Genomic DNA, 24,186 nt, shown 5'->3' with positions numbered 1-24,186 from the left:
TCAGGATTAAATTCTTGACGTTTATTTCACCATCACGGTTCGATGAAAGTGTTCTTAACGCGTTGAGAACGCTTGAAATAAGGCACCAGTACCGCTGCCGCCAGCAGGGCGATCAGTAAAGTCCGAATTGCCGCACCATCGGCCACCGGAGAGAAGGCAAAAGTCTTCACCGCCAGCAGCACGGTGAGTAGCAGCCACAAAATGTAGTGGCGCGGCAGCCGACGCGAGCGTTGACAGAAAATCCACGTCACCCAGGCACTGTAGCACCAGACTACGGTAGAGGTCAGCAGCGAGGCTCCCCACTGCCATAATGCGTTGCTTTCATGGCTGAACAGCGCGTTACGCATCGCCGGGTCGAGCAGGGCGCTTAAATACATTGCCATCACCAGCGCGCTGGTCAGCAAGGTCATGATCAGCCATGCCAGCGGCACCAGCAGCCAGCCTGCCAGGCGCGGTTTAGTATCAACAGCCACTTATTCATCCTTATCCAGTCAGCAAACTCTGCCATCAAGGCAAAAGGTGCACCGTCAGGATACACCTCATATCAGAAAAGGATTATACGGAACTTCATGCGCCAGGTCATTAACCAGAGCGAACTGGAACCTTAAACGACGTAGCGCCAGACGGTTTTTGGCACGCGTCCAAGGTCAAACAGGCGACCGCCGGAAACCAGCTCTGCGCGACGGTGATCGGCAGCGCGGTACATCTGAATAATTTCACCATCATCGTTAAGGGAATAGTTGAGATGGTCGAAGAGTTTTTCCAGCGTTTCCAGGGAATTAACTTTGCGAAATTTTAACAAATAGTCTTGAGCGGTCATATTGGCCATTTGCGAACGGAATAGTGAGTGATAAGTATATTATTTGGCAAAAAAGAGTCCAGAAAGTTCGCGATGAAATAGGTAAATTCAGACTAATGATGAAGATATTCGGGGCTGAAATAGATTTTTTAAGAGTTTTCTAGGAATTTTTATACCGCTTATTGATTTAGCGCTATTTAGGTTCATTTTATTGCGCGCCGCTATCCACATCCTGTCTTCGACTCACATCGCCCGGCTGCAGGCCAGCGTTTTGCCGGAATTTCGCAAACTGTGTAACAGCTCACAAATCCACACTTTACCCGACGTCGCAACCGCGCCGCACGGCGGCGACAGAACTGCACGCGGTATTGTAATCGCTTCCAAATGATTGCGGCGCAAACGCTTCTGTTTATTACAGTTATTTAACCTCAATTTGGCGCCCACTGCGTGATTTTTCCATATCGACCCGCTAAGGCCTGGGGCGCGGGGTTGGCGTAAGCCATTTGTTTTGTTGCGTTTTGTGAGCATTGTCGAAAATGTTTTTTGGTGAATAGTACAGGCTTAAGTGGCTCTTAACCCTATTCGATAAAATCCCATCAGAGGAAAAATGATCATGTGGAAGCGTTTACTCTTATCCACCCTCATCAGTGCCAGCCTGGCGGCTCCGGCGCTGGCTGAATCCATGACTGTTGGTTTCTCTCAGGTTGGCTCGGAATCGGGCTGGCGAGCCGCAGAGACCAGCGTGGCGAAAAGTGAAGCGCAAAAGCGCGGTATCACGCTGAAAATCGCCGACGGGCAGCAAAAACAGGAGAACCAGATCAAGGCAGTGCGTTCGTTTATTGCCCAGGGCGTGGATGCCATCTTCATTGCTCCGGTAGTCCAGACCGGCTGGGAGCCGGTGCTTGAAGAAGCGAAAGACGCCAAAATCCCGGTATTCCTGCTGGACCGCGCTATCGTGGTCAAAGATAAATCGCTGTATCAGGCGGTCGTCACCGCCGACAACGTCTATGAAGGTAAGCTAATCGGTGACTGGCTGGTGAAACAGCAGGCGGGCAAGCCGTGTAACGTGGTTGAGCTACAGGGTACCGTCGGCGCCAGCGTGGCGATTGACCGTAAGAAGGGCTTCGCTGAAGCGATTGCCAACACGCCAAATATTAAAGTGATCCGTTCGCAGTCCGGCGATTTTACCCGCAGCAAGGGTAAAGAGGTGATGGAGAGTTTCATCAAGGCAGAGAACAACGGTAAAAACATCTGCATGGTTTACGCCCATAACGATGATATGGCTATCGGTGCCATTCAGGCGATTAAAGAGGCCGGTCTGAAACCGGGTAAAGATATTCTCACCGGCTCCATTGACGGCGTGCCGGATATTTATAAAGCGATGCTGGCAGGTGAAGCCAATGCCAACGTCGAGCTGACGCCAAATATGGCCGGCCCGGCTTTCGACGCGCTGGAAAAACTTAAAAAAGACGGCACGATGCCGCCGAAGATCATCAAAACCGAATCGAAACTTTTCCTTCCTGCTGATGCCCAGGCCCAGCTGGATAAGAAAAAAGGTATGGGTTACTGATCCCCGGGCCGCCCTTGAGGGCGGCTTTTTTCATGGCGTGAGGCACGCGTATGACCATCGACTCCTCTCCACCGCCGCTGCTTGCCATTAGCGGCGTCAGTAAGTCCTTTCCCGGCGTGCGGGCGCTGGATAATGTCTCTTTCGACCTGCGTCCCGGTGAAATCATGGCGCTGCTGGGGGAAAACGGGGCCGGAAAATCGACCCTGATTAAAGTGCTGACCGGCGTTTATCAGCGCGATGCTGGCACCATTACCCTCTCCGGCAACCCGATCAATCCGCGCAATACCGCCGAGGCACAGCAGCTGGGCATCGGCACGGTGTATCAGGAAGTGAACCTGCTGCCGAATATGTCGGTTGCCGATAATCTGTTTATCGGGCGTGAACCGAAACGTTTTGGCCTGATAGACCGTAAAACGCTAAACCAGCGCGCGGTGAAATTACTCAACGACTACGGTTTCGAGCTGGATGTCACCCGCCCGCTGGGCCAGTACTCGGTGGCAATGCAGCAGATCATTGCTATCTGCCGCGCCGTGGATCTCTCCGCTCAGGTGCTGATCCTCGATGAACCCACCGCCAGCCTGGACGCCAGCGAAGTCGAGATGCTGTTCACGCTGATGAGACAGCTGAAGGCAAAGGGGATGAGCCTGGTATTTGTCACCCACTTTCTCGACCAGGTTTACCGCGTCACCGACCGTATTACGGTGCTGCGCAACGGGCAGTTTATTGCCACGCGCGATACCCATTCCCTGCCGCAGATTGAGCTGATCAAACTGATGCTCGGCCGTGAGCTGCTGGAAACCGCGCTGCAGCGCGCGGGCAGCACGCTGAAAAGTCATCAGCCGGTGGTGGAATTTAAAAATTACGGCAAGAAAGGCACCATCGAGCCGTTCAGCCTGAGCGTGCGCCCGGGCGAAGCGGTCGGGCTGGCTGGCCTGCTGGGATCCGGGCGTACCGAAACCGCCGAGCTGCTGTTCGGCATTAAGCGTGCCGACAGCGGCAGCGCCTTTATCAAGGGTAAAGCCAAAACCATTCGCTCCCCGGCGCAGGCGTCTCGCCTCGGCATGGGCTTCTGCCCGGAAGACCGCAAAACCGACGGTATTATCGGTGCCGCTTCGGTGCGGGAAAATATCATTCTGGCTCTGCAGGCGCAGCGCGGCTGGCTGCGGCCCATCCCACGCCGCGAACAGCAGCAGGTGGCCGACCGCTATATCAAGAGCCTTGGCATTCGCACTCCGGACGCCGATCAGCCGGTTGAGCTGCTCTCCGGCGGCAATCAGCAGAAAGTACTGCTGTCGCGCTGGCTGGTGACCAAACCACAGTTTCTGATCCTTGATGAACCGACGCGCGGCATTGATGTTGGCGCCCACGCCGAAATCATCCGCCTGATTGAGACCCTGTGTGCCGACGGCCTGGCGCTGCTGGTGATCTCCTCCGAGCTGGAAGAGCTGGTGGGCTATGCCGACCGCGTGCTGATCCTGCGCGATCGCCAGCAGGTGGCGGAGATTCCGCTGGAGCAGCTCTCCGTTGCCTCCATTGTTAACGCCATTGCGGCGGGAGGGGAGCAACATGCCTGATTCCCACTTATTGACGGGGAAACCGCCGATGCAGAAACGTAAACTGCCGCCGGGCCTGCCGCAGATTGGCGCGCTGCTGCTGGTGCTGCTGATCGACAGCCTGGTGGCCAATAACTTCTTTGCTATTCACGTGCAGGATGGTCGGCTGTTCGGCAGCCCGATAGATATCCTTAACCGCGCTGCGCCGGTGGCGATTCTGGCGATAGGAATGACGCTGGTGATCGCCACCGGCGGGATAGATCTGTCGGTCGGGGCGGTGATGGCGATAGCCGGAGCCACGGCGGCGACGCTGACCGTGGCCGGGCACAGCCTGCCGGTGATTATTCTGGTGACGCTGGGCAGCGGCCTGCTATGCGGCCTGTGGAACGGCGTGCTGGTGGCGCTGCTGAAGATCCAGCCGTTTGTCGCCACGCTGATCCTGATGGTGGCGGGGCGCGGCATCGCGCAGCTGATCACCCAGGGGCAGATAGTCACTTTTAACAGCGACTCGCTGGCGCAGCTTGGCAGCGGCACGCTGCTGCTGTTCCCGGTGCCGATGTGGATCACCCTGGCGCTGGCGCTGCTGGTCTGGCTGCTGACGCGCAAAACCGCGCTGGGGATGTTTATCGAGGCCGTCGGCATCAACCTGCGCGCCGCGCGCAATGCCGGGGTGAACGGCTGGCTGGTCGTGATGAGTACCTATCTGCTGAGCGGCCTGTGCGCGGCAGTGGCCGGGCTGATCGTCGCGGCGGATATTCGCGGTGCCGATGCCAACAACGCCGGGCTGTGGCTGGAGCTGGATGCGATTCTGGCGGTGGTAATTGGCGGGGCGTCGCTGATGGGCGGCCGCTTTAACCTGCTGCTGTCGCTGATTGGCGCGCTGATTATACAGGCGATGAACACCGGGATTTTGCTCTCCGGCTTCCCGCCGGAGCTGAACCAGGTGGTCAAAGCGGTGGTGGTGATGGTGGTGCTGCTGCTGCAGTCGCCGCGCTTTATTCAACTGTTTAAACGAGGGCGCCGCCGTGATTAAACGTCATCTGCCGTTAATGATTACCCTGCTGGTATTTGTAGCGGGCTACCTGTTCTGCCTCAGTCAGTTTCCCGGCTTCGCCTCAACGCGGGTGATCGCCAATATCCTTACCGATAACGCCTTCCTCGGCATTATTGCGGTTGGGATGACGTTTGTGATCCTCTCCGGCGGTATCGATCTGTCGGTTGGCGCGGTGATCGCCTTTACCGGGGTGTTTCTCGCCCGCGCGATTGGTGATTTCCACCTCGATCCGTGGCTGGCGTTTGCGCTGGTGATGGTGATGGGCTCGGCGTTTGGCGCCTTTATGGGCTGGCTGATCGACGCGCTGAAAATCCCGGCGTTTATTATCACCCTGGCGGGGATGTTCTTCCTGCGCGGCAGCAGCTATCTGGTGGCGGAAAGTTCGCTGCCGATCGACCATCCGCTTTATGCCACGCTGTCGTCGATGGCGTGGAAAATTCCCGGCGGCGGGCGGCTCAGCCTGCTGGCGGTGATCATGCTGGTGGTGGTGGCCTTTGGCATCCTGCTGGCGCACCGCAGCCGCTTTGGTAATCAGGTATATGCCATTGGCGGCAACGCCACCTCGGCGCAGCTGATGGGCATTTCGACGCGCAGCACCACGGTGCGCATTTATATGCTCTCATCCGGCCTGGCGACGCTGGCGGGCATCGTCTTTTCAATCTACACCTCGGCGGGCTATGCGCTGGCGGGGATGGGCGTGGAGCTGGATGCCATTGCCTCGGTGGTGATTGGCGGCACGCTGCTCTCCGGCGGCGTTGGCACCGTGCTGGGGACGCTGTTCGGCGTGCTGATTCAGGGGCTGATCCAGACATGGATTAACTTCGATGGTACGCTCAGCTCGTGGTGGACCAAGATCGCCATCGGCATCCTGCTGTTCGCCTTTATTGCCCTGCAACGCCTGCTCACCGTGATGTGGGATCGCCAGCAGAATGCGCCGGTGAAGCGGTTGATATCGTGAGAAAAAAAGGGTCGACCGAAAAAGAGGGTCGACCCCTACAGACCCTGTAGCGGCTGACCCACCCGGACATTGTAGCGGCTGACCTACCCGGACCCTGTAGCGGCTGACCCTCTCTTCCGGTCAGCCGGAAGGCAAAATAAAAGGGCGGCACCTGTTTATGGGGCCGCCCTTGTTGTTTCCTGCCTGCAGGATTACCGCTGATTCAGGCGGTAATACGCCTCGTTCCAGCGCAGTGCATCGCGGAAGCCGTGCAGCGTGGTCTCTTCGTCAATCACCAGCACCTCGATGCCATTCAGCTCGGCATACAGGCGCATATCCTCCACCGTCAGCGCCTGGCTGAACACCGTGTGGTGCGCGCCGCCGCCGAGGATCCACGCCTCTGACGCGGTGGCCAGCGACGGCTGCGCACGCCACAGCGCGCGCGCCACCGGCAGCTTAGGCAGCGCCTGCGGCTGTTCAATGGTATCCACCACGTTGACCAGCAGGCGGAAGCGGTCGCCCATATCAATCACGCTGGCATTTACCGCTCGCCCGGCAGGTGCCGAGAAGATCAGGCGCGCCGGGTCAGCCTTGCCGCCGATGCCCAGCGGCTGCACGTCGAGCAGCGGTTTAGCTTCACGCGCGATGGTCGGGCACACTTCCAGCATATGTGAACCGAGCACCAGGTCGTTACCCGGCGCGAAGTGGTAGGTGTAATCCTCCATAAAGGACGTCCCGCCCGGCTGGCTGCCCGCCATGACTTTGAAGATGTGCAGCAGGGCGGCGGTTTTCCAGTCGCCTTCTCCGGCGAAGCCGTATCCCTGCTGCATCAGGCGCTGCACCGCCAGCCCCGGCAGCTGCGTCATGCCGTGCAGCGTCTGGAAGTTAGTGGTGAAGGCGCGGCAGCCCTCGGCGTCGAGGAAGCGCTTGATCCCCAGCTCAATACGCGCCGCATCCAGCACGTTTTGCCGCTTATCGCCGCCGATCGCCGCCGCAGCGGAAAATTCATACTGGCTCTCGTATTCGTCAATCAGCGTGCTGACGTCGCCGTCGCTCACCTGGTTGATCACCTCGACCAAATCGCCAACGCCCCAGCCATTTACCGCGTAGCCAAACTGGATCTGCGCCGCGACTTTATCACCCTCGGTTACCGCCACTTCGCGCATATTGTCGCCAAAGCGCGCCACCTTCAGCTGCTGGCTGGCCTGCAGCGCGGCGGCACCGCGCATCCACTGGCCGATACGCTGCTGGGTGGTTCGATCCTGCCAGTGGCCGGTCACCACCTGATGCGGCAGGCGCATGCGCGCGCCGATAAAACCGAACTCGCGGCCGCCGTGCGCGGTCTGGTTCAGGTTCATAAAGTCCATATCCATGCTGTCCCACGGGATTTCCGCGTTGAACTGGGTATGCAGCTGCAGCAGTGGCTTGTTCAGCACGCTCAGCCCGCCAATCCACATCTTGGCCGGGGAGAAGGTGTGCAGCCAGGTAACGATCCCTAAGCAGCCAAGATCGTGATTGGCCTCGCGGCACAGGGCCAGCGCTTCATCGGGGGTTTTTACCAGCGGCTTGAGCTGGAGTGTAAAGGGCAGAATCCCGGCACGATTCAGGTCCTCGACCACCTGCTGGCCGTGCTGCTCCACCTGGCGCAGGGTTTCCGCACCGTACAGATGCTGCGTACCAATCACAAACCATACGCTCTGGGCGTTTAACTGTGTCATAAAACGGTTCCTTAACAAGCTGACGAAGAGGTTGATGGGGCAAACTGCGGCTCAGCGCATTCACACCACTGAAGGTAACGCTGATAAAGCTGCTGGAAGCGGGCCACGCGCTGCGGATCGGGCTGCAGGGTCTGCGCCAGCGGGCTGGCCATCTGGGCCTGCGCGCTCGGAATATCGGGATAAACGCCGGCGGCGACGGCGGCAAAAATCGCCGCGCCGAGCGCACAGCACTCGTCGGAGGCGACGATATCCAGCGGGCGGTTCATCACATCGCAGCACACCTGCATGATGACCGGCGATTTGCGCGCAATGCCGCCCAGTGCCAGCACCTGCTGCACCGGGATATCCTGCTGTTCGAAGCACTCCATAATGGCGCGGGCGCCAAAGGCGGTGGCGGCGATAAAGCCGCCGAACAGCGTGGGCGCATCGGTGCCGAGATTCAGGTCGGTAATCACCCCTTTCAGACGCTGGTTGGCGAACGGCGTGCGGCGGCCGTTAAACCAGTCAAGCACCACCGGCAGATGGTCAAGCTGCGGGTCGGCGGCCCAGGCGGCGGTAAGCTGCTGCAGCAGATCGTTTTGCATCGCTTCCAGCTGCGGTCTGAGTTCAGGCTGTTGCTGAGCGGCCTGCACCAGCGGCCAGCTCAACAGGCGGCTGAACCAGGCATACATATCGCCAAACGCCGACTGCCCGGCCTCCAGCCCGATCATTCCCGGCATCACGCTGCCGTCGACCTGGCCGCAGATGCCTTTGATTGCCCGGTCGGCGACGCGCTCAGCATCGGCGATCAGGATGTCGCAGGTCGAGGTGCCGATCACTTTCACCAGCGTGTAGGGCTGCGCCCCGGCCCCAACCGCGCCCATATGGCAGTCAAACGCACCGCCGGAAATAGTGACACTGCCAGGCAGGCCGAGCCGTTCGGCCCATTCAGCGCTCAGCACGCCCACGGGGAGCTCGGCAGTGAAGGTATCGTGAAACAGCGGGTGATCGAGGTCGCGGGTCAGCAGCGGGTCGAGCGCGTTAAGAAACTGCGCGTCCGGTAAACCCTGCCATAGCGGGTGCCACAGCGATTTATGCCCGGCGGCGCAGCGCCCGCGCTTCAGCTCTGCCGGGGCAGTGGTGCCGCTCAGCAACGCCGGTACCCAGTCGCACAGCTCCACCCAGGAGACTGCCGCCTCACGCACCGCCGCATCGCTGCGGCTGACGTGCAGGATTTTGGCCCAGAACCATTCAGAGGAGTAAATGCCGCCGATAAAGCGTGAATAGTCCTGATATTCGCCGCTGTGGCACAGCCGGGTAATCGCCTCGGCCTCTTCAATGGCGGTGTGGTCCTTCCACAGCACGAACATTGCATTAGGGTTATCAGCAAACTCCGGGCGCAGCGCCAGCACCCGGCCTTCGCGATCGATTGGCGCGGGGGTGGAGCCGGTAGAATCGACGCCGATGCCCACCACATTCTGGCGCTGCTCGGGCGTCATCTGTGTGACAACGTCACGTATAGCCTGCTCCAGCGCGTCGATATAGTCCTGTGGGTGATGGCGGAACTGGTTGCGCGCCGGCATACAGTAGTGCCCGGCCTTCCAGCGTGGGTAGGCCACGACCTGCTTAAACAGCTCGCGCCCGCTGGCGCACTCCACTGCCAGTGCCCGCACCGAATCGCTGCCAAAATCCAGACCGAGGGTAATCGCACCCTTATGCATAGTTGTTCTCCGTTATTTTCAGAACAGGCTTTTTTCATGTCCCTCTATCCTGGAAAGCTCGCGGCAATCACGTTAGGTGCGGCTGGCTGCAAATATGCACTTTTCTGCCATCAGCGGGGGTTATGTGATGGGCTTCAAATGTTGCGTAACGGTTAAACTGGCTGAATAGATGGACAAAACGACTGTAATTTCAGGGTGTGATAGCGCTCTACAAATTTTCCCTTGCATGCGGGTAAAACTAGCGCACTACCGTCACTGTTACGCCGTCAGTGCTCAGGTAAGGTATTGAATAGCAGCTTTTAATTTATGAACATCCGATTGTTACCGTTTACACAAACCCGCGTAAAGCGGGCACTGAGCCGGAGAGCCTCATGCACAAATTCACTCAAGCGCTGGCCGCGATTGGCCTCGCCGCCGTTATGTCACAATCCGCTATGGCGGAGACCATGAAACTCGGTTTTCTGGTGAAGCAGCCGGAAGAGCCGTGGTTCCAGACTGAATGGAAATTCGCCGATAAGGCCGGTAAAGAGATGGGCTTTGAGGTGATTAAAATCGCCGTGCCGGACGGTGAGAAAACCCTGAACGCCATCGACAGCCTGGCCGCCAGCGGCGCGAAGGGGTTCGTTATCTGTACGCCGGACCCAAAACTGGGCTCCGCCATTGTCGCGAAAGCGCGCAGCTATGACCTGAAGGTGATCGCCGTTGATGACCAGTTCGTCACCGCCAAAGGCAAACCGATGGATAGCGTGCCGCTGGTGATGATGGCCGCTACCAAAATCGGCGAGCGCCAGGGGCAGGAGCTGTACAAAGAGATGCAAAAACGCGGCTGGGATGCGAAAGAGACTGCGGTAATGGCGATCACCGCCAACGAGCTGGATACCGCCCGTCGCCGCACCGGCGGGTCGATGGATGCGCTGAAGGCTGCTGGATTCCCGGAAAAACAGATTTATCAGATCCCAACCAAATCCAACGATATTCCCGGCGCGTTTGATGCCGGTAACTCCCTGCTGGTGCAGCATCCGGAGGTGAAGCACTGGCTAATCGTTGGTATGAACGACAACACCGTGCTGGGCGGCGTGCGCGCCACCGAAGGTCAGGGCTTTAAGGCGGCCGACGTTATTGGCATCGGGATTAACGGCGTGGATGCGGTAAGCGAACTGTCGAAAGGTGCCGCGACCGGCTTCTACGGCTCTCTGCTGCCAAGCCCGGACGTGCACGGCTACCGCAGTATCAAGATGCTGCATGACTGGGTGACCAACGGCACCGAGCCTGCCAAGTTCACCGAAGTGACCGACGTGGTACTGATTACCCGCGATAACTTCAAAGCCGAACTGGCGAAGAAAGGGCTGATGTAACTGTACAGAGGGCCGATCGAAACAAAGGATCGGCCCCTACAATTCAACGCTGGTGATGGGGCGAACCGCGGGCCGATCGAAACCAAAAGTTCGGCTTCAGCGGCTCAGAATGCTGTAGGGGCGGACCCTCTTTTTCGGTCCGCCCGCTGCAAACGCTCAACGTGCAGGAGGAGACACTATGACCACGCAACCCGCTTATCTGAGCTTTCACGGCATAGGCAAAACCTTTCCCGGCGTAAAAGCGCTGCAGGATATCAGTTTTGACTGCTATGCCGGGGAAGTGCATGCCCTGATGGGCGAGAACGGCGCGGGCAAATCGACGCTGTTGAAGATCCTCAGCGGCAGCTATCAGGCCAGCAGTGGAGAGATCCGCATTCAAGGCCAGCCGGCTAACTTCCAGCACACCACCGATGCGCTGAATGCCGGGGTAGCGATTATCTATCAGGAACTGCATCTGGTGCCGGAAATGTCGGTGGCAGAAAACATCTTCTTAGGCCAGCTGCCGCAGCGCGGCGGGCTGGTTAACCGGGCGAAGCTGCGTGCCGAAGCCGCGCGCCAGCTAAAAACGCTCGGCATGGATATCGACCCGGATCTGCCGCTGAAATACCTGTCGCTCGGCCAGTGGCAGATGGTGGAAATTGCCAAAGCGCTGGCGCGCAACGCCAAAGTGATCGCCTTTGACGAACCGACCAGCTCACTGTCTGCACGGGAAATCGACCAGCTGTTCCGCGTCATCCGCCAGCTGCGCGCCGATGGCAAAGTGGTGCTGTACGTCTCGCACCGCATGGAGGAGATTTTCGCCCTTAGCGATGCAATCACCGTATTTAAAGATGGCCGCTACGTGCGCACCTTCACCGATATGCAAACCACCACCAACGACCTGCTGGTGCAGGCGATGGTCGGGCGTGAAATCGGCGATATCTACGGCTACCGCCCGCGTGCGCACGGTGCAGTGCGCCTGCAGCTCGACAATGTCCAGGCCAAAGGCGTGCGCAGCGCGGTGTCGTTCAGCGTGCGAGCCGGGGAGATCGTCGGGCTGTTCGGCCTGGTCGGCGCCGGGCGCAGCGAACTGATGAAAGGGCTGTTCGGCGCCACGCGTCTAATCAGCGGCGAGCTGCGCCTCGATGGCGAGGTGCTCAATCTGCGTGAGCCGATTGAGGCCATTCGTGCCGGGATCATGCTCTGCCCGGAAGACCGCAAGGCCGACGGCATCATCCCGGTGCATTCGGTGCGCGACAACATCAACATCAGCGCCCGGCGCAACAACCTTACCGCCGGCTGCCTGATCAACAAAGGTTGGGAAGCGAAAAACGCCGGGGCGCATATTCGCTCACTGAATATCAAAACCCCGTCGGCTGACCAGCTGATTATGAACCTGTCGGGTGGCAATCAGCAGAAGGCCATCCTTGGCCGCTGGCTGTCGGAAGAGATGAAAGTGATCCTGCTCGACGAGCCAACGCGCGGCATTGATGTCGGAGCAAAAAATGAGATCTATCAGCTGATTTACGCGCTGGCCGAGCAGGGGATTGCGGTGCTGTTTGCCTCCAGCGATCTGCCGGAAGTGATGGGGCTGGCCGACCGGATCCTGGTGATGCGCGAAGGCGAAATCGCCGGGGAGCTGGACCACAACGACGCAACGGAAGCGCTGACCTTAAGTCTGGCGATGCCAAAAACCGCTAAACCTGCCACCCAGGTGGCCTGAAATGCAGGAGAAACCGATGTCTACGACAACCTCAACCGGGACGCCAGCCGCCCCATCACGCTTCAGCTTTTGGCGCATCTGGGACAACTTCGGCATGCTGGTGGTGTTTGCCGCGCTGTTTATCGCCTGCACGGTGTTTGTGCCGAACTTCGGCAGCCTGATCAATATGAAAGGCCTCGGCCTGGCAATGTCGATGTCCGGTATGGTGGCCTGCGGCATGCTGTTCTGCCTCGCGTCCGGTGATTTTGACCTGTCGGTCGCCTCGGTGATTGCCTGTGCTGGGGTGGTGTGCGCGGTGGTGATCAATATGACCGAAAGTCTGTGGATCGGCGTGGCGGCGGGGCTACTGCTCGGCGTCGCCTGCGGCCTGATCAATGGCTTTGTCATTGCTAAACTGAAAATTAACGCCCTGATCACCACGCTGGCGACCATGCAGATTGTGCGCGGGCTGGCGTATATCTTCTCCGACGGTAAGGCGGTCGGTATCGAAGACGAGCGCTTCTTCGCGCTCGGCTACGCCAGCTGGCTGGGCATTCCTGCGCCAGTGTGGCTGACGATAGTCACTCTGGTGCTGTTCGGTTTCCTGCTGAACAAAACCACCTTTGGCCGCAATACGCTGGCGATTGGCGGTAATGAAGAGGCGGCAAGGCTGGCCGGGGTGCCGGTGGTGCGCACGCGCATTATCATCTTTATCCTCTCCGGGCTGGTGTCGGCGGCGGCGGGCATTATCCTCGCCTCGCGCATGACCAGCGGCCAGCCAATGACCTCGCTCGGCTATGAGCTGATTGTGATTTCTGCCTGCGTGCTCGGTGGCGTGTCGCTGAAGGGGGGGATTGGTAAGATTTCCTATGTGGTTGCCGGGGTGTTAATCCTCGGAACGGTTGAGAATGCGATGAATTTACTCAATATCTCGCCTTTCTCACAGTACGTGGTGCGCGGTCTGATATTGTTAGCGGCGGTGATTTTTGACCGTTACAAACAAAAAGCCAAAGCGGCCTGACAGGAGGGGTTATGTATCATCGTCTGGCGCCGGTGGCGCAATCCAACCCGCTGCTTCCGGGGTATCCGTTTAGCGCCTGGCTGGTGGCCGGGCTGACCCCCATCAACGCCGACGGGCCGCTCGATTTCTTTATCGATCGCCCGCACGGCATGAAGGGCTACATTCTCAACCTGACGATTAAAGGGCGTGGCCGGGTGTGTGACGGCGAGGCGGCGTTTGACTGCGAACCGGGCGACCTGCTGCTGTTTCAGCCGAAAACTCCGCACTATTACGGCCGTTCGCCTGACAGCGACAGCTGGTATCACCGCTGGGTCTATTTCCGCCCGCGTGCCTACTGGAGCGACTGGCTGGAGTGGCAGGATGAAGCGCAGGGCGTGGGGCGCCTGCGCCTGCCGGAGTCGCTGCGCGGCGAGTTTGACCGCCTGTTCGCCAATATCGAACACACCCACAACTCCGGGCGGCGCTTTGCCGAGGAGCTGGCGATGAATCTGCTGGAGCGCCTGCTGCTGCGGGCGGTGCAGGAAGATCCGCGCAGCCATCAGCAGATCCGCGATGCGCGCGTGGTCGAAGCCTGCCAGTACGTCACCAACAATCTGGCGGCGGAGGTGAAAATTGAAGAGGTGGCGAAGCATGTCTGCCTGTCACCGTCGCGGCTGGCGCACCTGTTCCGCGAGCAGATGGGGGTCAACCTGCTGCGCTGGCGAGAGGATCAGCGGGTGATCCGCGCCAAGCTGCTGCTGCAAACTACCCAGGAACCGATCGCCAGCATCGGGCGCGAAGTGGGCTATGACGATCAACTCTACTTTTCCCGCGTGTTCCGCAAGCGCGCGGGCGTCAGCCCCAGCGATTTCCGCCGTCGCAGCCTGGATGCACACGATGCGCTGGTCGCCCAGGAGACCTGGCACTTACCGCGCCGTGCCAATGAATAGCTTTTAGGGTAAATCCTTCTTGTGGTTGCCCCGTCGATCGACTTAAATCAACGGAGTAACTACGAGAGGGATTCTAATGAGTGATAAAATTCGTGTTGGTCTGGTGGGCTACGGCTTCGCCAGCAAAACCTTCCATGCACCCCTAATCTCAGGCACTGCTGAGATGGAGCTGGCCGCCGTTTCCAGCAGCGATGCCGGCAAAGTTCATGCGGACTGGCCTTCGGTGCAGGTGGTGTCCGACCCTCAGGCACTGTTTGACGACCCAACCCTGCAGCTGATTGTCATTCCCACCCCAAACGATACCCACTTCCCGCTGGCCAAAGCCGCGCTGAACGCCGGGAAACATGTGGTTGTCGACAAACCGTTTACCGTGACACTGTCACAGGCGCGCGAGCTGGATGCGCTGGCAAAAGCCAAAGGGCTGCTGCTGTCGGTGTTCCATAACCGCCGCTGGGACAGTGATTTCCTCACCCTTAAAGCGCTGCTGGCTGACGGCACGCTGGGCGATGTACGCTACTTTGAGTCGCACTTTGACCGCTTCCGCCCAACCGTGCAGCAGCGCTGGCGCGAGCAGAAAGGCGCGGGCAGCGGAATCTGGTACGATCTGGGGCCACACGTGATTGACCAGGCGCTGCAGCTGTTTGGCTCCCCGGTGGCGATTACTCTCGATGCCGCCGAGTTGCGCCCGGGGGCGCAAACCACCGACTACTTCCACTGCACGCTGACCTATCCTCAACGCCGCGTGGTGCTGCACGCCAGCATGCTGGTGGCCGCCCAATCGGCGCGCTATCAGGTACACGGTACCAAAGGCAGCTTTGTGAAGTTTGGCCTTGATCCGCAGGAGGATGCGCTGAAAGCCGGGGCGCGCCCGCCGCAGGAAGACTGGGGCTACGATATGCGCGACGGCGTGCTGACGCTGGCCGAAGGTGATGCAATGGTCGAGAAGAGCCTGCTGACTATTCCTGGCAACTATCCGGCTTACTATGCGGGCATTCGCGATGCGATTAACGGCGTGGGTGAAAACCCGGTGCAGGCGGAAGAGGCGATTCAGGTGATGGAGCTGATCGAGCTGGGCTTACAGTCCGCCGAGAAGCGCCAGACCCTGTCGTTGAAATAGGATTACGCCGTGAAAAGGGCCGACCGAAAAAGAAGGTCGGCCCCTACTGTAGGGGTCGACCATTTTTTCCGGTCGACCCGTGTTAAGGATTTGCATAGGCCGTGATAGAGAAGGTCGGCGCCACATTTACCGTAGGGGTCGACCTTCTTTTTCGGTCGACCCGTGTTGGGGATTTGCACCGGCCGTGATACAGACGTCGACCCGCGTCATTAATTACGCTGCGGCACGCGCCCGCACTGCGGCTTTCTCGGCATCGCTGAGGAACGCAATCTTCAGGCCATTCTCCTGCGCCACGCGCATCTGCTCCCTGCTCAAACCTGCTGCCGGGGCGGCAATTTCGTATTCGTGACCGATCTCAATCCCCTGAACCGCCGGATCGTCGGTATTGATGGTGGCGAGGATACCGTGGTCAAGGAAGGCCTTCAGCGGATGCTGTGCCAGCGAGGCCACGGTGCTGGTCTGGATATTGGAGGTCAGGCACGACTCAATGCCAATCCCGTGCTGCGCGAGGAAATCCATCAGCGCCGGATCCTGCACCGCTTTTACTCCGTGACCAATACGCTCCGCGCCCAGCTCGCGGATCGCCTGCCAGATGCTTTCCGGCCCGGCGGCCTCACCGGCATGCACGGTAATGCGCAGCCCAGCGTCACGCGCGCGGTTAAAGTGGCTGAGGAACTGGCTGCCCGGGAAGCCCAGCTCATCACCCGCCAGGTCGAGTGCGGTAATGCTGTCACGGTGCGCCAGCAGGCCGTCAAGCTCGCGCAGGCAGGCTTCCTCACCGAAGGTGCGGCTCATAATGCCAATCAGGCGCACGTCAATATTGTGCTTGCCGCAGCCCGCCTTAATGCCGTCGATCACCGCTTCCACCACGCCCGCCACCGGCAGGTTGTGGGTCATCGCCATATAGCCCGGCGAGAAGCGCAGCTCAGCATAGTGGATCCCGGCGCGCGCCGCGTCCTCGACGTTTTCCAGCGCCACGCGACGGCAGGCATCGAGCGAGCCCAGCACTTTTACGCCCCAGTCGAGCTTGTTGAGGAAGCTCACCAGGTCCGGCTCCGCTTCAATCACCTGCACGTGCGGGCGCAGAAGCTCCAGAGTGGTGGCAGGGAGAGTAAGATTAAACTCGCGGCCTAAATCGAGAATGGTTTGGGCGCGAATATTGCCGTCAAGATGGCGATGGATATCGGTGAGGGGAAGCTGGGAATCGATCATGTCGGCACTCTCTGTTGTTATCGTAAAGTGCAGAGCATTATAAAAACTCTTTGCGCAACAACGCCAGCAAAATGCGCAACGGCGCTGCTGGTCGTTGCTTATCTGCGCAAAGAGGGCGGCTAAGCGCGCGTTTTCAATAGCGGGAGATTACCGAGTGTACCTTCTGATACCGGTGATTCGCGGGTTGCCATAGTTTATCGAACAGGTGATTATGAAGGTTACTGGACCTAAAGGGATTGAATAATGGAAAATAAAAACGAGATGGAAAGGCATCTTGAGGTTACGCGGGCAATTATCTATCACTCATTTATGTTTAGGGGACCACGCCATGACCCCCTTTACTCCAAACAAGAGGGCGCCACCACATGTAATTACTTTCTTCATTGTGTAGGTTCTTTTGCATGGGACCGTACTCTGGAAAACAGTTATGCTATGTTAGTGGTTTTTCCTGTTTTTTTTGACTATCTGGACACTTTTGTAGATGTCAAGTTTGGATGCGTAGATAAAACTTTTGCGGTGAAAAAAGAGATCATTAAAAGAAATATTAATAAAGATTTCTTTGATGATGTGTTTTTGTATTACCTTTATGACTTTTGCGTGTTAATTAGAAATAAGATGCTGCACCATAAGATCTCTTATCAGAGTGATAAATTTATTTATCATAACAGAGAGTTAAAGATAAGTGAGTTCAGGCTCATCAATGAAGTAATCTATCAGTTTGTCAAGTTTGGCACTTTGAATAAATCACTCTATGAGAGAAATGCACTGTATTCAGGATTGTTAGCACTGGTTGGGAAAGAGAGTGGGTTTGCAGAGGAGATTAGTCAACTGGATGATTTTCTCTATATCAAGCCATTGAACAACAGAGGACGGCACTGTTTACACAGTAGGCCGTTCACATCGGATAGCCTGATTCTTGACTATATTGCTCATCCTGCAGGCTCACTTGCTTATGACAACGAAGACTTTGCCGCCAGACATCCCGATCCTGATGAAAAGATAATCTTTAGTAATAGTTATTACTTTTACGAATATTCTGAGGAGTTTTATTTAATTCCAGCAGAGTTGATTGCGAGTAACAGAGAGTTACGTTTTTGTGATATTAAACAGTGGCGGTTCCCTACCAGTGATTAGCACTCGCTGTAAGAGAAAACAGCGCGGGATCTGCGTGCCTGGAGGATCACATCGACTCCGTGCTGTCGGATACTCAGCGCCTGCTGCAAAAGATGGCCGACCCAACCAGTGCAGTCCAGCATATCATCCTGCCGCCGCTGCTGATTGAGCGTGGATCGGCTTAAATTTCCTGCAGCGCTGTGACGGGCTTTGCAAATAAAGGGGGCGGCGGGGTGCGCAGAGGAATGCTGGTTATAATCACATTATCTGGGATAAAAAGGATGGTGGTTTATGCTCTGGCTGGAACAAGGTTTATATCTGAGAGTAAAGGAATTGGATAATGGTCCGCGCCCACTGCCCCTGCAAAGCGGTTTCACTCTGGATACCGCTTATCGCGCATTAGGCTGTTACAACCCCTCTGAAACTTCTGATGCCTACTATCTGCTGTCGAACAATCGCGATGAGATCTGGTTTATTTGTAACCGCCACTTACGCACCGTCTGCCTTGAGCGCGACGCGACGGCGTTCAGGATCCCCCTGACCAGCGGGCAGCAGCTGCTGGGAGAAACCAGCGATATTAGGATCCAGCACAGCTAGTCAGGCAAAAAAAAGCCACCTTCAGAAAGGTGGCTGTTTAATTTCAGAACATTACTGCGGCATGCCTTCCGGTGCGACCATGCCAGCGCCACCCAGCATATAGCGGGACAGGAACTGCTCCAGCGGCATCTTCTCACCGTTCATGGTGATCTGACCGGTGCCGTACTGCAGGCTGGTGGTAATGTTGTTATCTTTCTGCGTGGTCAGCTTGAACATCTGGCCCATAGCAGCCACGCCTTTCACCTGCTGGTCCGCCAGTTTTACCGCTTCTTCCTGGCTGTAGCCTTCTGCCATCGCCACATGCGTCATCATCTCGGTCGCCATATCCATCGAGATAGTCAGTTTGGTATCCAGAGTTTTCAGTACGTTATCCACCTGCTGGCCCAGATTCTGCGCCGCAGCGGTGGCGGTGGCCGGGTCCTTGAACTGGGCGTTAAGGTTAAAGCTGCTCTCGCCCTTATCATTTTTCCAGCTAAATGGCGCGATGCTGACTGACGGATCGCCTTTCAGCAGCAGCGGCAGGTTACTGGTGAGGATTTCACTGGTGCGCTGCTGATATAGCTCAGGGTTAGCCTGCACAGCCGGATCGCTGTTCAACGCCTGCATCTGGCGGTTGTAGCTTTCGGAGAAGGCTTTCATCGCCTTGCCATCAAAGCCAGCCAGCTTAACTGCCAGCTTGCCCTGGCCGAAGTTCTGGCCCTGAAGCTTCAGGCTGTCAAGGGTGTAGTCGATCTGGCCGGACACGCTGCCCTTGTCGGAATCGAAGGTCGATTTACCGTTCAGGCCTTCGGCGATCAGCGCCTCTTTGCCATCCACTGCCGCACTCAGTTTTTTTAGCGCGATAGTCTGGTCGCCAATGCGCATCCCTTCCGGGCTAAGGTTGGTATTAGCATCCAGCTTCAGGCCGTTAACGGTGAACAGCACCGGCATCCCCAGCTCGTTTTTGCTGGTCAGCACCAGGCTGTCGATATCGCCGTTAAACGCCACTTTATCGCCTTTATCATCCGCACTGACTTTCAGCGTGCCGCCGTTGAAGGCAAAACGTTCACCGGTCTGGGCATTGCTGTAGTCGGCAGGTAACAGTTTGATGTCTGAATCGGTGCTGCCGCCGTAGCCCACGCGGGTTTCCGCCTGCACAATCGACTTGCCTTTGGTGATTTCAAACAGCTTTTTCACCGCGTCGGTGTTTTCCAGCTCGCTGTGTACCGAAGCCATGCTTGGGATCAGGTTGAATTTTTTCAGCTGTGCCAGCGGGAAAGGACCATGATCGATAGTCTCTTTAAACACGATGCTCTGGCCTGGCTTCAGCATGGCGTTATCTTCCGTCTGCGAGCTGCTCTGCAGCACGAAACGTGCGCTGCTGCTAAATACGCCGCGCTGGAAATCCTGATAGCTCAGCTGCAGACGGCTTTCCGGAGCGCTGTTCTGGATCTGGGCGTTAGCCTGCTGTACCAGCTGATCCATATTTTTTTCCAGCTGCTTGCCGGTAAACCAGGCGCCAGCAGTCCAGACTACGCCAAGGGCAACCACTACACCCACAGCAATCTTGGTTTTATTCATCAGTTGTGTCGTCCTTTTTCCGTTCGCGAATGCCGGTTAGCCCGTGCAGATCCTGCGGGTAACCCTCTGGCGATAAAAAACGCCAATGCGGCGTTTTTGTTTAATACACTAAATAGCTTAGCAATTATGACCGCTGGCGTCAGCCGCATTTAAGATGTTGATTAAAAACCCTGGCAACGCGGCCATTGCCTGAGAGCGACAGCGTCGGCTCGCTGGCGGCAATAAAAGCAGATTCACCTGCATTAAGTGACAATGACTGACCGCCACAGTTCAGTTCGGCGTGGCCTTCAATGCAGAAAACAATCGCGGCGCTCTCCTGATCCACCGCGAGCGGCTGGCTGCTCAGCGCGTGTATGGCAAAGGCAAAGTCATCCACCGGGATGGGGAAATCGAGCGTGGCGCCATGCTGTTGCGGTGTGGTCAGCAGGGTATCGGCCGCGCGCGAGGTGAATTTCAGGTTGGCCAGCAGCTCAGGAACATCAATGTATTTGGGCGTCAGGCCGGCGCGCAGCACGTTATCGGAGTTCGCCATGACTTCCAGCGCCACGCCGTGGAGGTAGGCGTGTGGGGTTTCCGCAAACAGGAACATCGCTTCGCCCGGCTGCAGGGTAACCACGTTCAGCAGCAGGGGGGAGAACAGGCCGCAGTCGTCCGGGTAAACCTCGGCAATTTCAGCAATGGTCTGCCACGGCTCACCGTGCTGGCCAGGCAGCGTCGTGCGCAGAATGTCCAGCGCCAGCGACTTCTCCTGCTCTTTCATCGACAGCAGGCTGGCAAACAGCTGGGCCAGACGGGTTTCATCGGCGGCATTGAGGAAATGGGCAATGGCCGGGTGCGCGCCCGCTACCGGCTGCAGCAGGGACTGGATTTCGCGCAGCGGGCGGAAGCCGTTAATCGCCTTGAACGGCGTCAGCGCATAGACCAGCTCTGGCTTATGGTTAGCATCTTTATAGTTACGCTCGGCGGCGTCGACCGGCACGCCAGCGGCATTTTCACGCGCATAGCCCGCTTCGGCAGCCGGTTTGCTCGGGTGAACCTGAATCGACAGCGGCTGTTCTGCGCACAGCACTTTAAACAGGAACGGCAGCTCGCCAAAACGCTGTGCGACGGCGGGGCCAAGCAGGGAAGCTTTATCGGCATCAATTAGCGCGCGCAGCGACTGCGGCTCGCCGTTGATCAGCACTTTTGACGGGCTTTTTGGATGCGCGCCCATCCACAGTTCCGCCATCGGCTGCTGGGAAGGGTTGGCAATACCATATAAATCAGTGAGGGCGTGCTTGCTGCCCCATGCATAATTTTGCAGCGAATTGATTAACTTTTGCATCATTTCTCCCTGGTCATTCACTGGTTACTGGCGCTATTAAAGCAGAAAAATGGCGCAGAGAGATAATCAACGTGCGATAAACGCGAATGAGTCGCATACTCGTAAACTATACTGTGTCAGACTTATCACTCATGTGCGCGTTTTTGACCTATCGCAAAGTTAAAAGCGCCAAAAAAGTTGTGCTAAAGGAGAGAGGAATGGCTGCCAACCGCGTTGAAAAAGACTCAATGGGACCGATCGATGTCCCTGCCGATAAACTCTGGGGTGCGCAAACACAGCGCTCGCTGGAGCACTTCCGCATTTCGACGGAAAAAATGCCGACCGAGCTGGTGTATGCGCTGGCGCTGACCAAGCGCGCTGCGGCCAAAGTGAACAGCGACCTGAAGCTGTTACCGGATGAGCGTGCCGAGGCGATCATCAAAGCGGCGGACGAAGTGCTGGCGGACAAGCATCACGGGGAGTTCCCGCTGGCTATCTGGCAAACCGGCTCCGGCACGCAAACCAATATGAATATGAACGAGGTGCTGGCAAACCGCGCCAGCGAGATCCTCGGCGGCGAGCGCGGCATGTCGCGCCTGGTTCACCCCAATGATGATGTTAATAAGAGCCAGAGCTCTAACGACGTGTTCCCAACTGCCATGCACGTCGCGGCGGTGGTGGCGGTGCAGCAGCACCTGATCCCCCAGCTGAAAGTGTTGCAGAAAACGCTGAGCGAGAAGGCAGAAGCGTTTAAAGACATCGTCAAAATTGGCCGTACCCATTTACAGGACGCGACGCCGCTGACGCTCGGCCAGGAGATCTCCGGCTGGGTGGCGATGCTGAGCCACAACCTCAAGCATATTGAACAGAGCATTCCGCATGTGGCGGAGCTGGCGCTGGGCGGCACGGCGGTGGGCACCGGGCTGAACACCCACCCGGAATACGCGGTACGCGTGGCCAAAGAGCTGGCAGAGCTGACTCAGCAGCCATTTGTTACCGCACCGAATAAATTTGAAGCGCTGGCGACCTGCGATGCGCTGGTGCACGCGCACGGTTCGCTAAAGGGGCTGGCGGCTTCGCTGATGAAAATTGCCAACGACGTGCGCTGGCTGTCGTCCGGCCCGCGCTGCGGCATCGGCGAACTTTCCATCCCGGAAAACGAGCCGGGCAGTTCAATTATGCCGGGTAAGGTCAACCCGACGCAGTGTGAAGCGATGACCATGCTGTGCTGCCAGGTGATGGGCAATGATGTGGCGGTGAATATGGGCGGCGCGTCCGGTAACTTCGAGCTGAACGTTTATCGCCCGATGGTGATCCACAACTTCCTGCAGTCGGTGCGCCTGCTGGCCGACGGAATGGACAGCTTTAACCACCACTGCGCCGTGGGCATCGAGCCAAATCGTGACCGCATCACCCAGCTGCTGAACGAGTCGCTGATGCTGGTGACCGCGCTTAATACCCATATCGGCTACGATAAAGCGGCAGAAATTGCGAAAAAAGCGCATAAAGAGGGGCTGACGCTGAAAGGCTCAGCGCTGAAGCTGGGTTACCTGACCGAAGAGGAGTTCGACGCCTGGGTGCGCCCGGAAGAGATGGTCGGCAGCATGAAGGTGTAACGCCCGCAGCAAATTCATGCTCGCAGTAGGAATCAGTTTTTGTAGGGGCCGACCTTTTTTCCGGTCGGCCCGCAGCAGACTCATGCACGCCAATAAGAATCCGGTTTTGCAGGGGCCGACCTTTTTTCCGGTCGGCCCGCAGCAATCGTCATTCAAACTAACCGATCGCTATACAAATGCAGCCGCGGGATCAGCAGATACAGCGGTTGCGCCTCCGGCTTATAGCGATGCGTGACTTTCCCGGCATCATAATTCAGCAGCTCACCCAGCTTCGGCACGCTGTTCGCATCCGGGCACATCACCAGCAGCGGTGAAGGGCAGGCCAGCTGCGTCTGCTTCTGCTGTTGGCTATCCCACACGCGCGCAATGGGCTGCACTTTCACCGGGCGTTTAATCTTCAGCGCGGCATGAGCCGGCAGCGACTTAATCGCTTCAATCTCATCCGCCACGCGTTCTGCCCACTGCTCACGCGTCCACGGGGCCACCGCGCGCCCGGCCTGCAGGCTTTTATTCAGCTTCTCAAGCATCTCTTCACGGCTGACGTTCTTGATAATGTGCTTATTTGCCCAGCCAAAGCGCACTGAATCCGGCGCGTCGAGCAGGGCGATCGAACGGTAGGCATTCAGCGTGATCAGGCCGCGCAGGTGAGTATGCACAAACTCGAAGCGCTCCTCGGGCGGCAGGCCCGACTCTACGGTGATAATCTGCTCCAGCTGCTGTTTGAGCTGATTGATAGTGGTGACCTGCTGTTGTAACAGGGCACTCTGCTCAGCGTCCGTTTCCACGCAGATAGCGCCCGGCAGGCGTACCGCGGCCTTGGTGCTGATTTTTTCTGACTGATGCTGCATAAACAGGCGGCAGAAGTGGCTGAGGGCCCGCTGCAGGGCGGGCTGACCGACCAGCTGCTCCACCGCAATCTCAGTCAGCGGATCGTGCTCCTTGCCTTTTTCCACGGCGGGCAGTTCAAAAACCCTGGCCGCCAACAGGCGCAAATCCAGCAGTTGATGCTGCAAGGTATCCAGCTCCTGCTCCAGCTGCGCGACACAGCGGTGTAGCCTATCAACGGCATCATAACGGCTCATAACCTTCTCCATTAGTTACAACATACCTACGGAATATAGCAGACAATAACGGAGATGAACATCGGCAAAGGTGCCAATGTCGTCTGTAGGGTCGGGCATGCCCGACCCCTACGTTCATGGCGAGTAGGGGCGATGGCATGCCTCGCCCGTCAGATGTTGTCGTAGGGACGATGGCATGCCTCGCCCGTCAGATGTTGTCGTAGGGGCGACGGCATGCCTCGCCCGTCAGATGTTGTCGTAGGGGCGACGGCATGCCTCGCCCGTCAGAT

Annotated in this window: 20 protein-coding genes; 12 read left to right on the top strand and 8 right to left on the bottom strand. The window is 57.9% G+C overall.

Annotated elements, in window-relative coordinates; genetic code table 11:
• Positions 1–32: 32 nt before the first annotated feature.
• Together QLG07_RS06020 and ydgT are read right to left on the bottom strand one after the other, a co-directional pair.
• Positions 33–473 carry a DUF2569 domain-containing protein gene (locus QLG07_RS06020; protein WP_048916108.1) on the bottom strand — a complete coding sequence of 147 codons (441 nt, stop codon included), beginning with the start codon at positions 471–473 and terminating at the stop codon, positions 33–35.
• A 131-nt stretch (positions 474–604) separates the two neighbouring features.
• Positions 605–820 (bottom strand): transcription modulator YdgT, encoded by a 216-nt coding sequence (gene ydgT, locus QLG07_RS06015; protein WP_048916113.1) that lies wholly within the window; start codon positions 818–820, stop codon positions 605–607.
• A 592-nt stretch (positions 821–1,412) separates the two neighbouring features.
• Between ydgT and ytfQ the strand changes: the two genes are divergently transcribed.
• From ytfQ to yjfF, 4 genes are read left to right on the top strand one after another with little or no spacing between them, the layout of a single operon-like run.
• Positions 1,413–2,369, top strand: a complete 957-nt coding sequence (ytfQ, locus tag QLG07_RS06010) for a galactofuranose ABC transporter, galactofuranose-binding protein YtfQ (RefSeq protein WP_048916107.1) — start codon at positions 1,413–1,415, stop codon at positions 2,367–2,369.
• A 50-nt stretch (positions 2,370–2,419) separates the two neighbouring features.
• On the top strand, positions 2,420–3,943 hold the full coding sequence (ytfR, locus tag QLG07_RS06005; RefSeq protein ID WP_282468751.1) for a galactofuranose ABC transporter, ATP-binding protein YtfR: 1,524 nt from the start codon (positions 2,420–2,422) through the stop codon (positions 3,941–3,943).
• Positions 3,936–4,955 (top strand): galactofuranose ABC transporter, ATP-binding protein YtfT, encoded by a 1,020-nt coding sequence (ytfT, locus tag QLG07_RS06000; protein WP_099753664.1) that lies wholly within the window; start codon positions 3,936–3,938, stop codon positions 4,953–4,955. The genes ytfR and ytfT overlap by 8 nt, the downstream gene beginning before the upstream one ends.
• Complete coding sequence (gene yjfF / locus QLG07_RS05995) at positions 4,948–5,934, top strand: galactofuranose ABC transporter, permease protein YjfF (protein ID WP_048916104.1); 987 nt, start codon at positions 4,948–4,950, stop codon at positions 5,932–5,934. The genes ytfT and yjfF overlap by 8 nt, the downstream gene beginning before the upstream one ends.
• 191 nt (positions 5,935–6,125) lie before the next feature.
• Here the strand turns inward: yjfF and araA are convergent, their stop codons facing one another.
• Entirely contained in the window at positions 6,126–7,631 is a 1,506-nt protein-coding gene (gene araA / locus QLG07_RS05990; protein ID WP_282468750.1) for an L-arabinose isomerase, read from the bottom strand.
• An 11-nt stretch (positions 7,632–7,642) separates the two neighbouring features.
• Positions 7,643–9,331: a ribulokinase gene (locus tag QLG07_RS05985; RefSeq protein ID WP_282468749.1), complete on the bottom strand. Its 1,689-nt coding sequence runs from the start codon at positions 9,329–9,331 to the stop codon at positions 7,643–7,645.
• Positions 9,332–9,702: 371 nt separating this feature from the next.
• Between QLG07_RS05985 and QLG07_RS05980 the strand changes: the two genes are divergently transcribed.
• The 5 genes from QLG07_RS05980 (at position 9,703) to QLG07_RS05960 (ending at position 15,434) form a co-directional block, all read left to right on the top strand.
• Positions 9,703–10,686 carry an arabinose ABC transporter substrate-binding protein gene (locus tag QLG07_RS05980; RefSeq protein WP_048916101.1) on the top strand — a complete coding sequence of 328 codons (984 nt, stop codon included), beginning with the start codon at positions 9,703–9,705 and terminating at the stop codon, positions 10,684–10,686.
• Between the two features lie 178 nt (positions 10,687–10,864).
• Positions 10,865–12,388 carry an L-arabinose ABC transporter ATP-binding protein AraG gene (gene araG / locus QLG07_RS05975; RefSeq protein ID WP_048916100.1) on the top strand — a complete coding sequence of 508 codons (1,524 nt, stop codon included), beginning with the start codon at positions 10,865–10,867 and terminating at the stop codon, positions 12,386–12,388.
• Positions 12,389–12,404: 16 nt separating this feature from the next.
• Positions 12,405–13,388: an L-arabinose ABC transporter permease AraH gene (gene araH / locus QLG07_RS05970; protein ID WP_282468748.1), complete on the top strand. Its 984-nt coding sequence runs from the start codon at positions 12,405–12,407 to the stop codon at positions 13,386–13,388.
• Between the two features lie 11 nt (positions 13,389–13,399).
• On the top strand, positions 13,400–14,317 hold the full coding sequence (araC, locus tag QLG07_RS05965) for an arabinose operon transcriptional regulator AraC (protein WP_048916099.1): 918 nt from the start codon (positions 13,400–13,402) through the stop codon (positions 14,315–14,317).
• 76 nt (positions 14,318–14,393) lie between these two features.
• Positions 14,394–15,434, top strand: a complete 1,041-nt coding sequence (locus QLG07_RS05960; RefSeq protein WP_048916098.1) for an oxidoreductase — start codon at positions 14,394–14,396, stop codon at positions 15,432–15,434.
• Positions 15,435–15,647: 213 nt separating this feature from the next.
• Here QLG07_RS05960 and add read toward each other — a convergent pair whose 3' ends face one another.
• A complete protein-coding gene (gene add / locus QLG07_RS05955) occupies positions 15,648–16,646 on the bottom strand; it encodes an adenosine deaminase (protein WP_282468747.1) in 999 nt (332 codons plus the stop codon).
• Between the two features lie 243 nt (positions 16,647–16,889).
• Here add and QLG07_RS05950 point away from each other — a divergent pair, with 243 nt between their 5' ends.
• Positions 16,890–17,780, top strand: a complete 891-nt coding sequence (locus QLG07_RS05950) for a hypothetical protein (RefSeq protein WP_282468746.1) — start codon at positions 16,890–16,892, stop codon at positions 17,778–17,780.
• A gap of 270 nt (positions 17,781–18,050) precedes the next feature.
• Positions 18,051–18,356: a hypothetical protein gene (locus tag QLG07_RS05945; protein WP_282468745.1), complete on the top strand. Its 306-nt coding sequence runs from the start codon at positions 18,051–18,053 to the stop codon at positions 18,354–18,356.
• A gap of 51 nt (positions 18,357–18,407) precedes the next feature.
• On the opposite strand, the gene QLG07_RS05940 is transcribed toward QLG07_RS05945, so the two are convergent.
• Entirely contained in the window at positions 18,408–19,916 is a 1,509-nt protein-coding gene (locus QLG07_RS05940) for a YdgA family protein (RefSeq protein WP_048916092.1), read from the bottom strand.
• A gap of 139 nt (positions 19,917–20,055) precedes the next feature.
• The gene (gene manA / locus QLG07_RS05935; protein WP_282468744.1) at positions 20,056–21,240 is read right to left on the bottom strand and encodes a mannose-6-phosphate isomerase; all 1,185 of its coding nucleotides are present in this window, start codon (positions 21,238–21,240) and stop codon (positions 20,056–20,058) included.
• A 197-nt stretch (positions 21,241–21,437) separates the two neighbouring features.
• On the opposite strand from manA, the gene fumC reads away from it, so the two are divergent.
• Positions 21,438–22,835, top strand: coding sequence for a class II fumarate hydratase (gene fumC, locus QLG07_RS05930; protein WP_048916090.1), 1,398 nt, complete (start codon positions 21,438–21,440; stop codon positions 22,833–22,835).
• A gap of 152 nt (positions 22,836–22,987) precedes the next feature.
• Here fumC and tus read toward each other — a convergent pair whose 3' ends face one another.
• Entirely contained in the window at positions 22,988–23,917 is a 930-nt protein-coding gene (gene tus / locus QLG07_RS05925) for a DNA replication terminus site-binding protein (RefSeq protein WP_282468743.1), read from the bottom strand.
• Positions 23,918–24,186 lie beyond the last annotated feature (269 nt).

Origin of the sequence: Erwinia sp. V90_4, from assembly GCF_029967685.1 — a bacterium.
Lineage (GTDB): Bacteria > Pseudomonadota > Gammaproteobacteria > Enterobacterales > Enterobacteriaceae > Erwinia > Erwinia aphidicola.
This window is presented reverse-complemented; position numbering and strand designations above follow the sequence as displayed.

Coding starts and splice junctions, on each gene's coding strand:
- ydgT (WP_048916113.1), bottom strand. CDS start 820: ATGACCGCTCAAGACTATTTGTTAAAATTTCGCAAAGTTAATTCCCTG.
- ytfQ (WP_048916107.1), top strand. CDS start 1,413: ATGTGGAAGCGTTTACTCTTATCCACCCTCATCAGTGCCAGCCTGGCG.
- ytfR (WP_282468751.1), top strand. CDS start 2,420: ATGACCATCGACTCCTCTCCACCGCCGCTGCTTGCCATTAGCGGCGTC.
- ytfT (WP_099753664.1), top strand. CDS start 3,936: ATGCCTGATTCCCACTTATTGACGGGGAAACCGCCGATGCAGAAACGT.
- araA (WP_282468750.1), bottom strand. CDS start 7,631: ATGACACAGTTAAACGCCCAGAGCGTATGGTTTGTGATTGGTACGCAG.
- QLG07_RS05985 (WP_282468749.1), bottom strand. CDS start 9,331: ATGCATAAGGGTGCGATTACCCTCGGTCTGGATTTTGGCAGCGATTCG.
- QLG07_RS05980 (WP_048916101.1), top strand. CDS start 9,703: ATGCACAAATTCACTCAAGCGCTGGCCGCGATTGGCCTCGCCGCCGTT.
- araG (WP_048916100.1), top strand. CDS start 10,865: ATGACCACGCAACCCGCTTATCTGAGCTTTCACGGCATAGGCAAAACC.
- araH (WP_282468748.1), top strand. CDS start 12,405: ATGTCTACGACAACCTCAACCGGGACGCCAGCCGCCCCATCACGCTTC.
- araC (WP_048916099.1), top strand. CDS start 13,400: ATGTATCATCGTCTGGCGCCGGTGGCGCAATCCAACCCGCTGCTTCCG.
- QLG07_RS05960 (WP_048916098.1), top strand. CDS start 14,394: ATGAGTGATAAAATTCGTGTTGGTCTGGTGGGCTACGGCTTCGCCAGC.
- add (WP_282468747.1), bottom strand. CDS start 16,646: ATGATCGATTCCCAGCTTCCCCTCACCGATATCCATCGCCATCTTGAC.
- QLG07_RS05950 (WP_282468746.1), top strand. CDS start 16,890: ATGGAAAATAAAAACGAGATGGAAAGGCATCTTGAGGTTACGCGGGCA.
- QLG07_RS05945 (WP_282468745.1), top strand. CDS start 18,051: ATGCTCTGGCTGGAACAAGGTTTATATCTGAGAGTAAAGGAATTGGAT.
- QLG07_RS05940 (WP_048916092.1), bottom strand. CDS start 19,916: ATGAATAAAACCAAGATTGCTGTGGGTGTAGTGGTTGCCCTTGGCGTA.
- manA (WP_282468744.1), bottom strand. CDS start 21,240: ATGCAAAAGTTAATCAATTCGCTGCAAAATTATGCATGGGGCAGCAAG.
- fumC (WP_048916090.1), top strand. CDS start 21,438: ATGGCTGCCAACCGCGTTGAAAAAGACTCAATGGGACCGATCGATGTC.
- tus (WP_282468743.1), bottom strand. CDS start 23,917: ATGAGCCGTTATGATGCCGTTGATAGGCTACACCGCTGTGTCGCGCAG.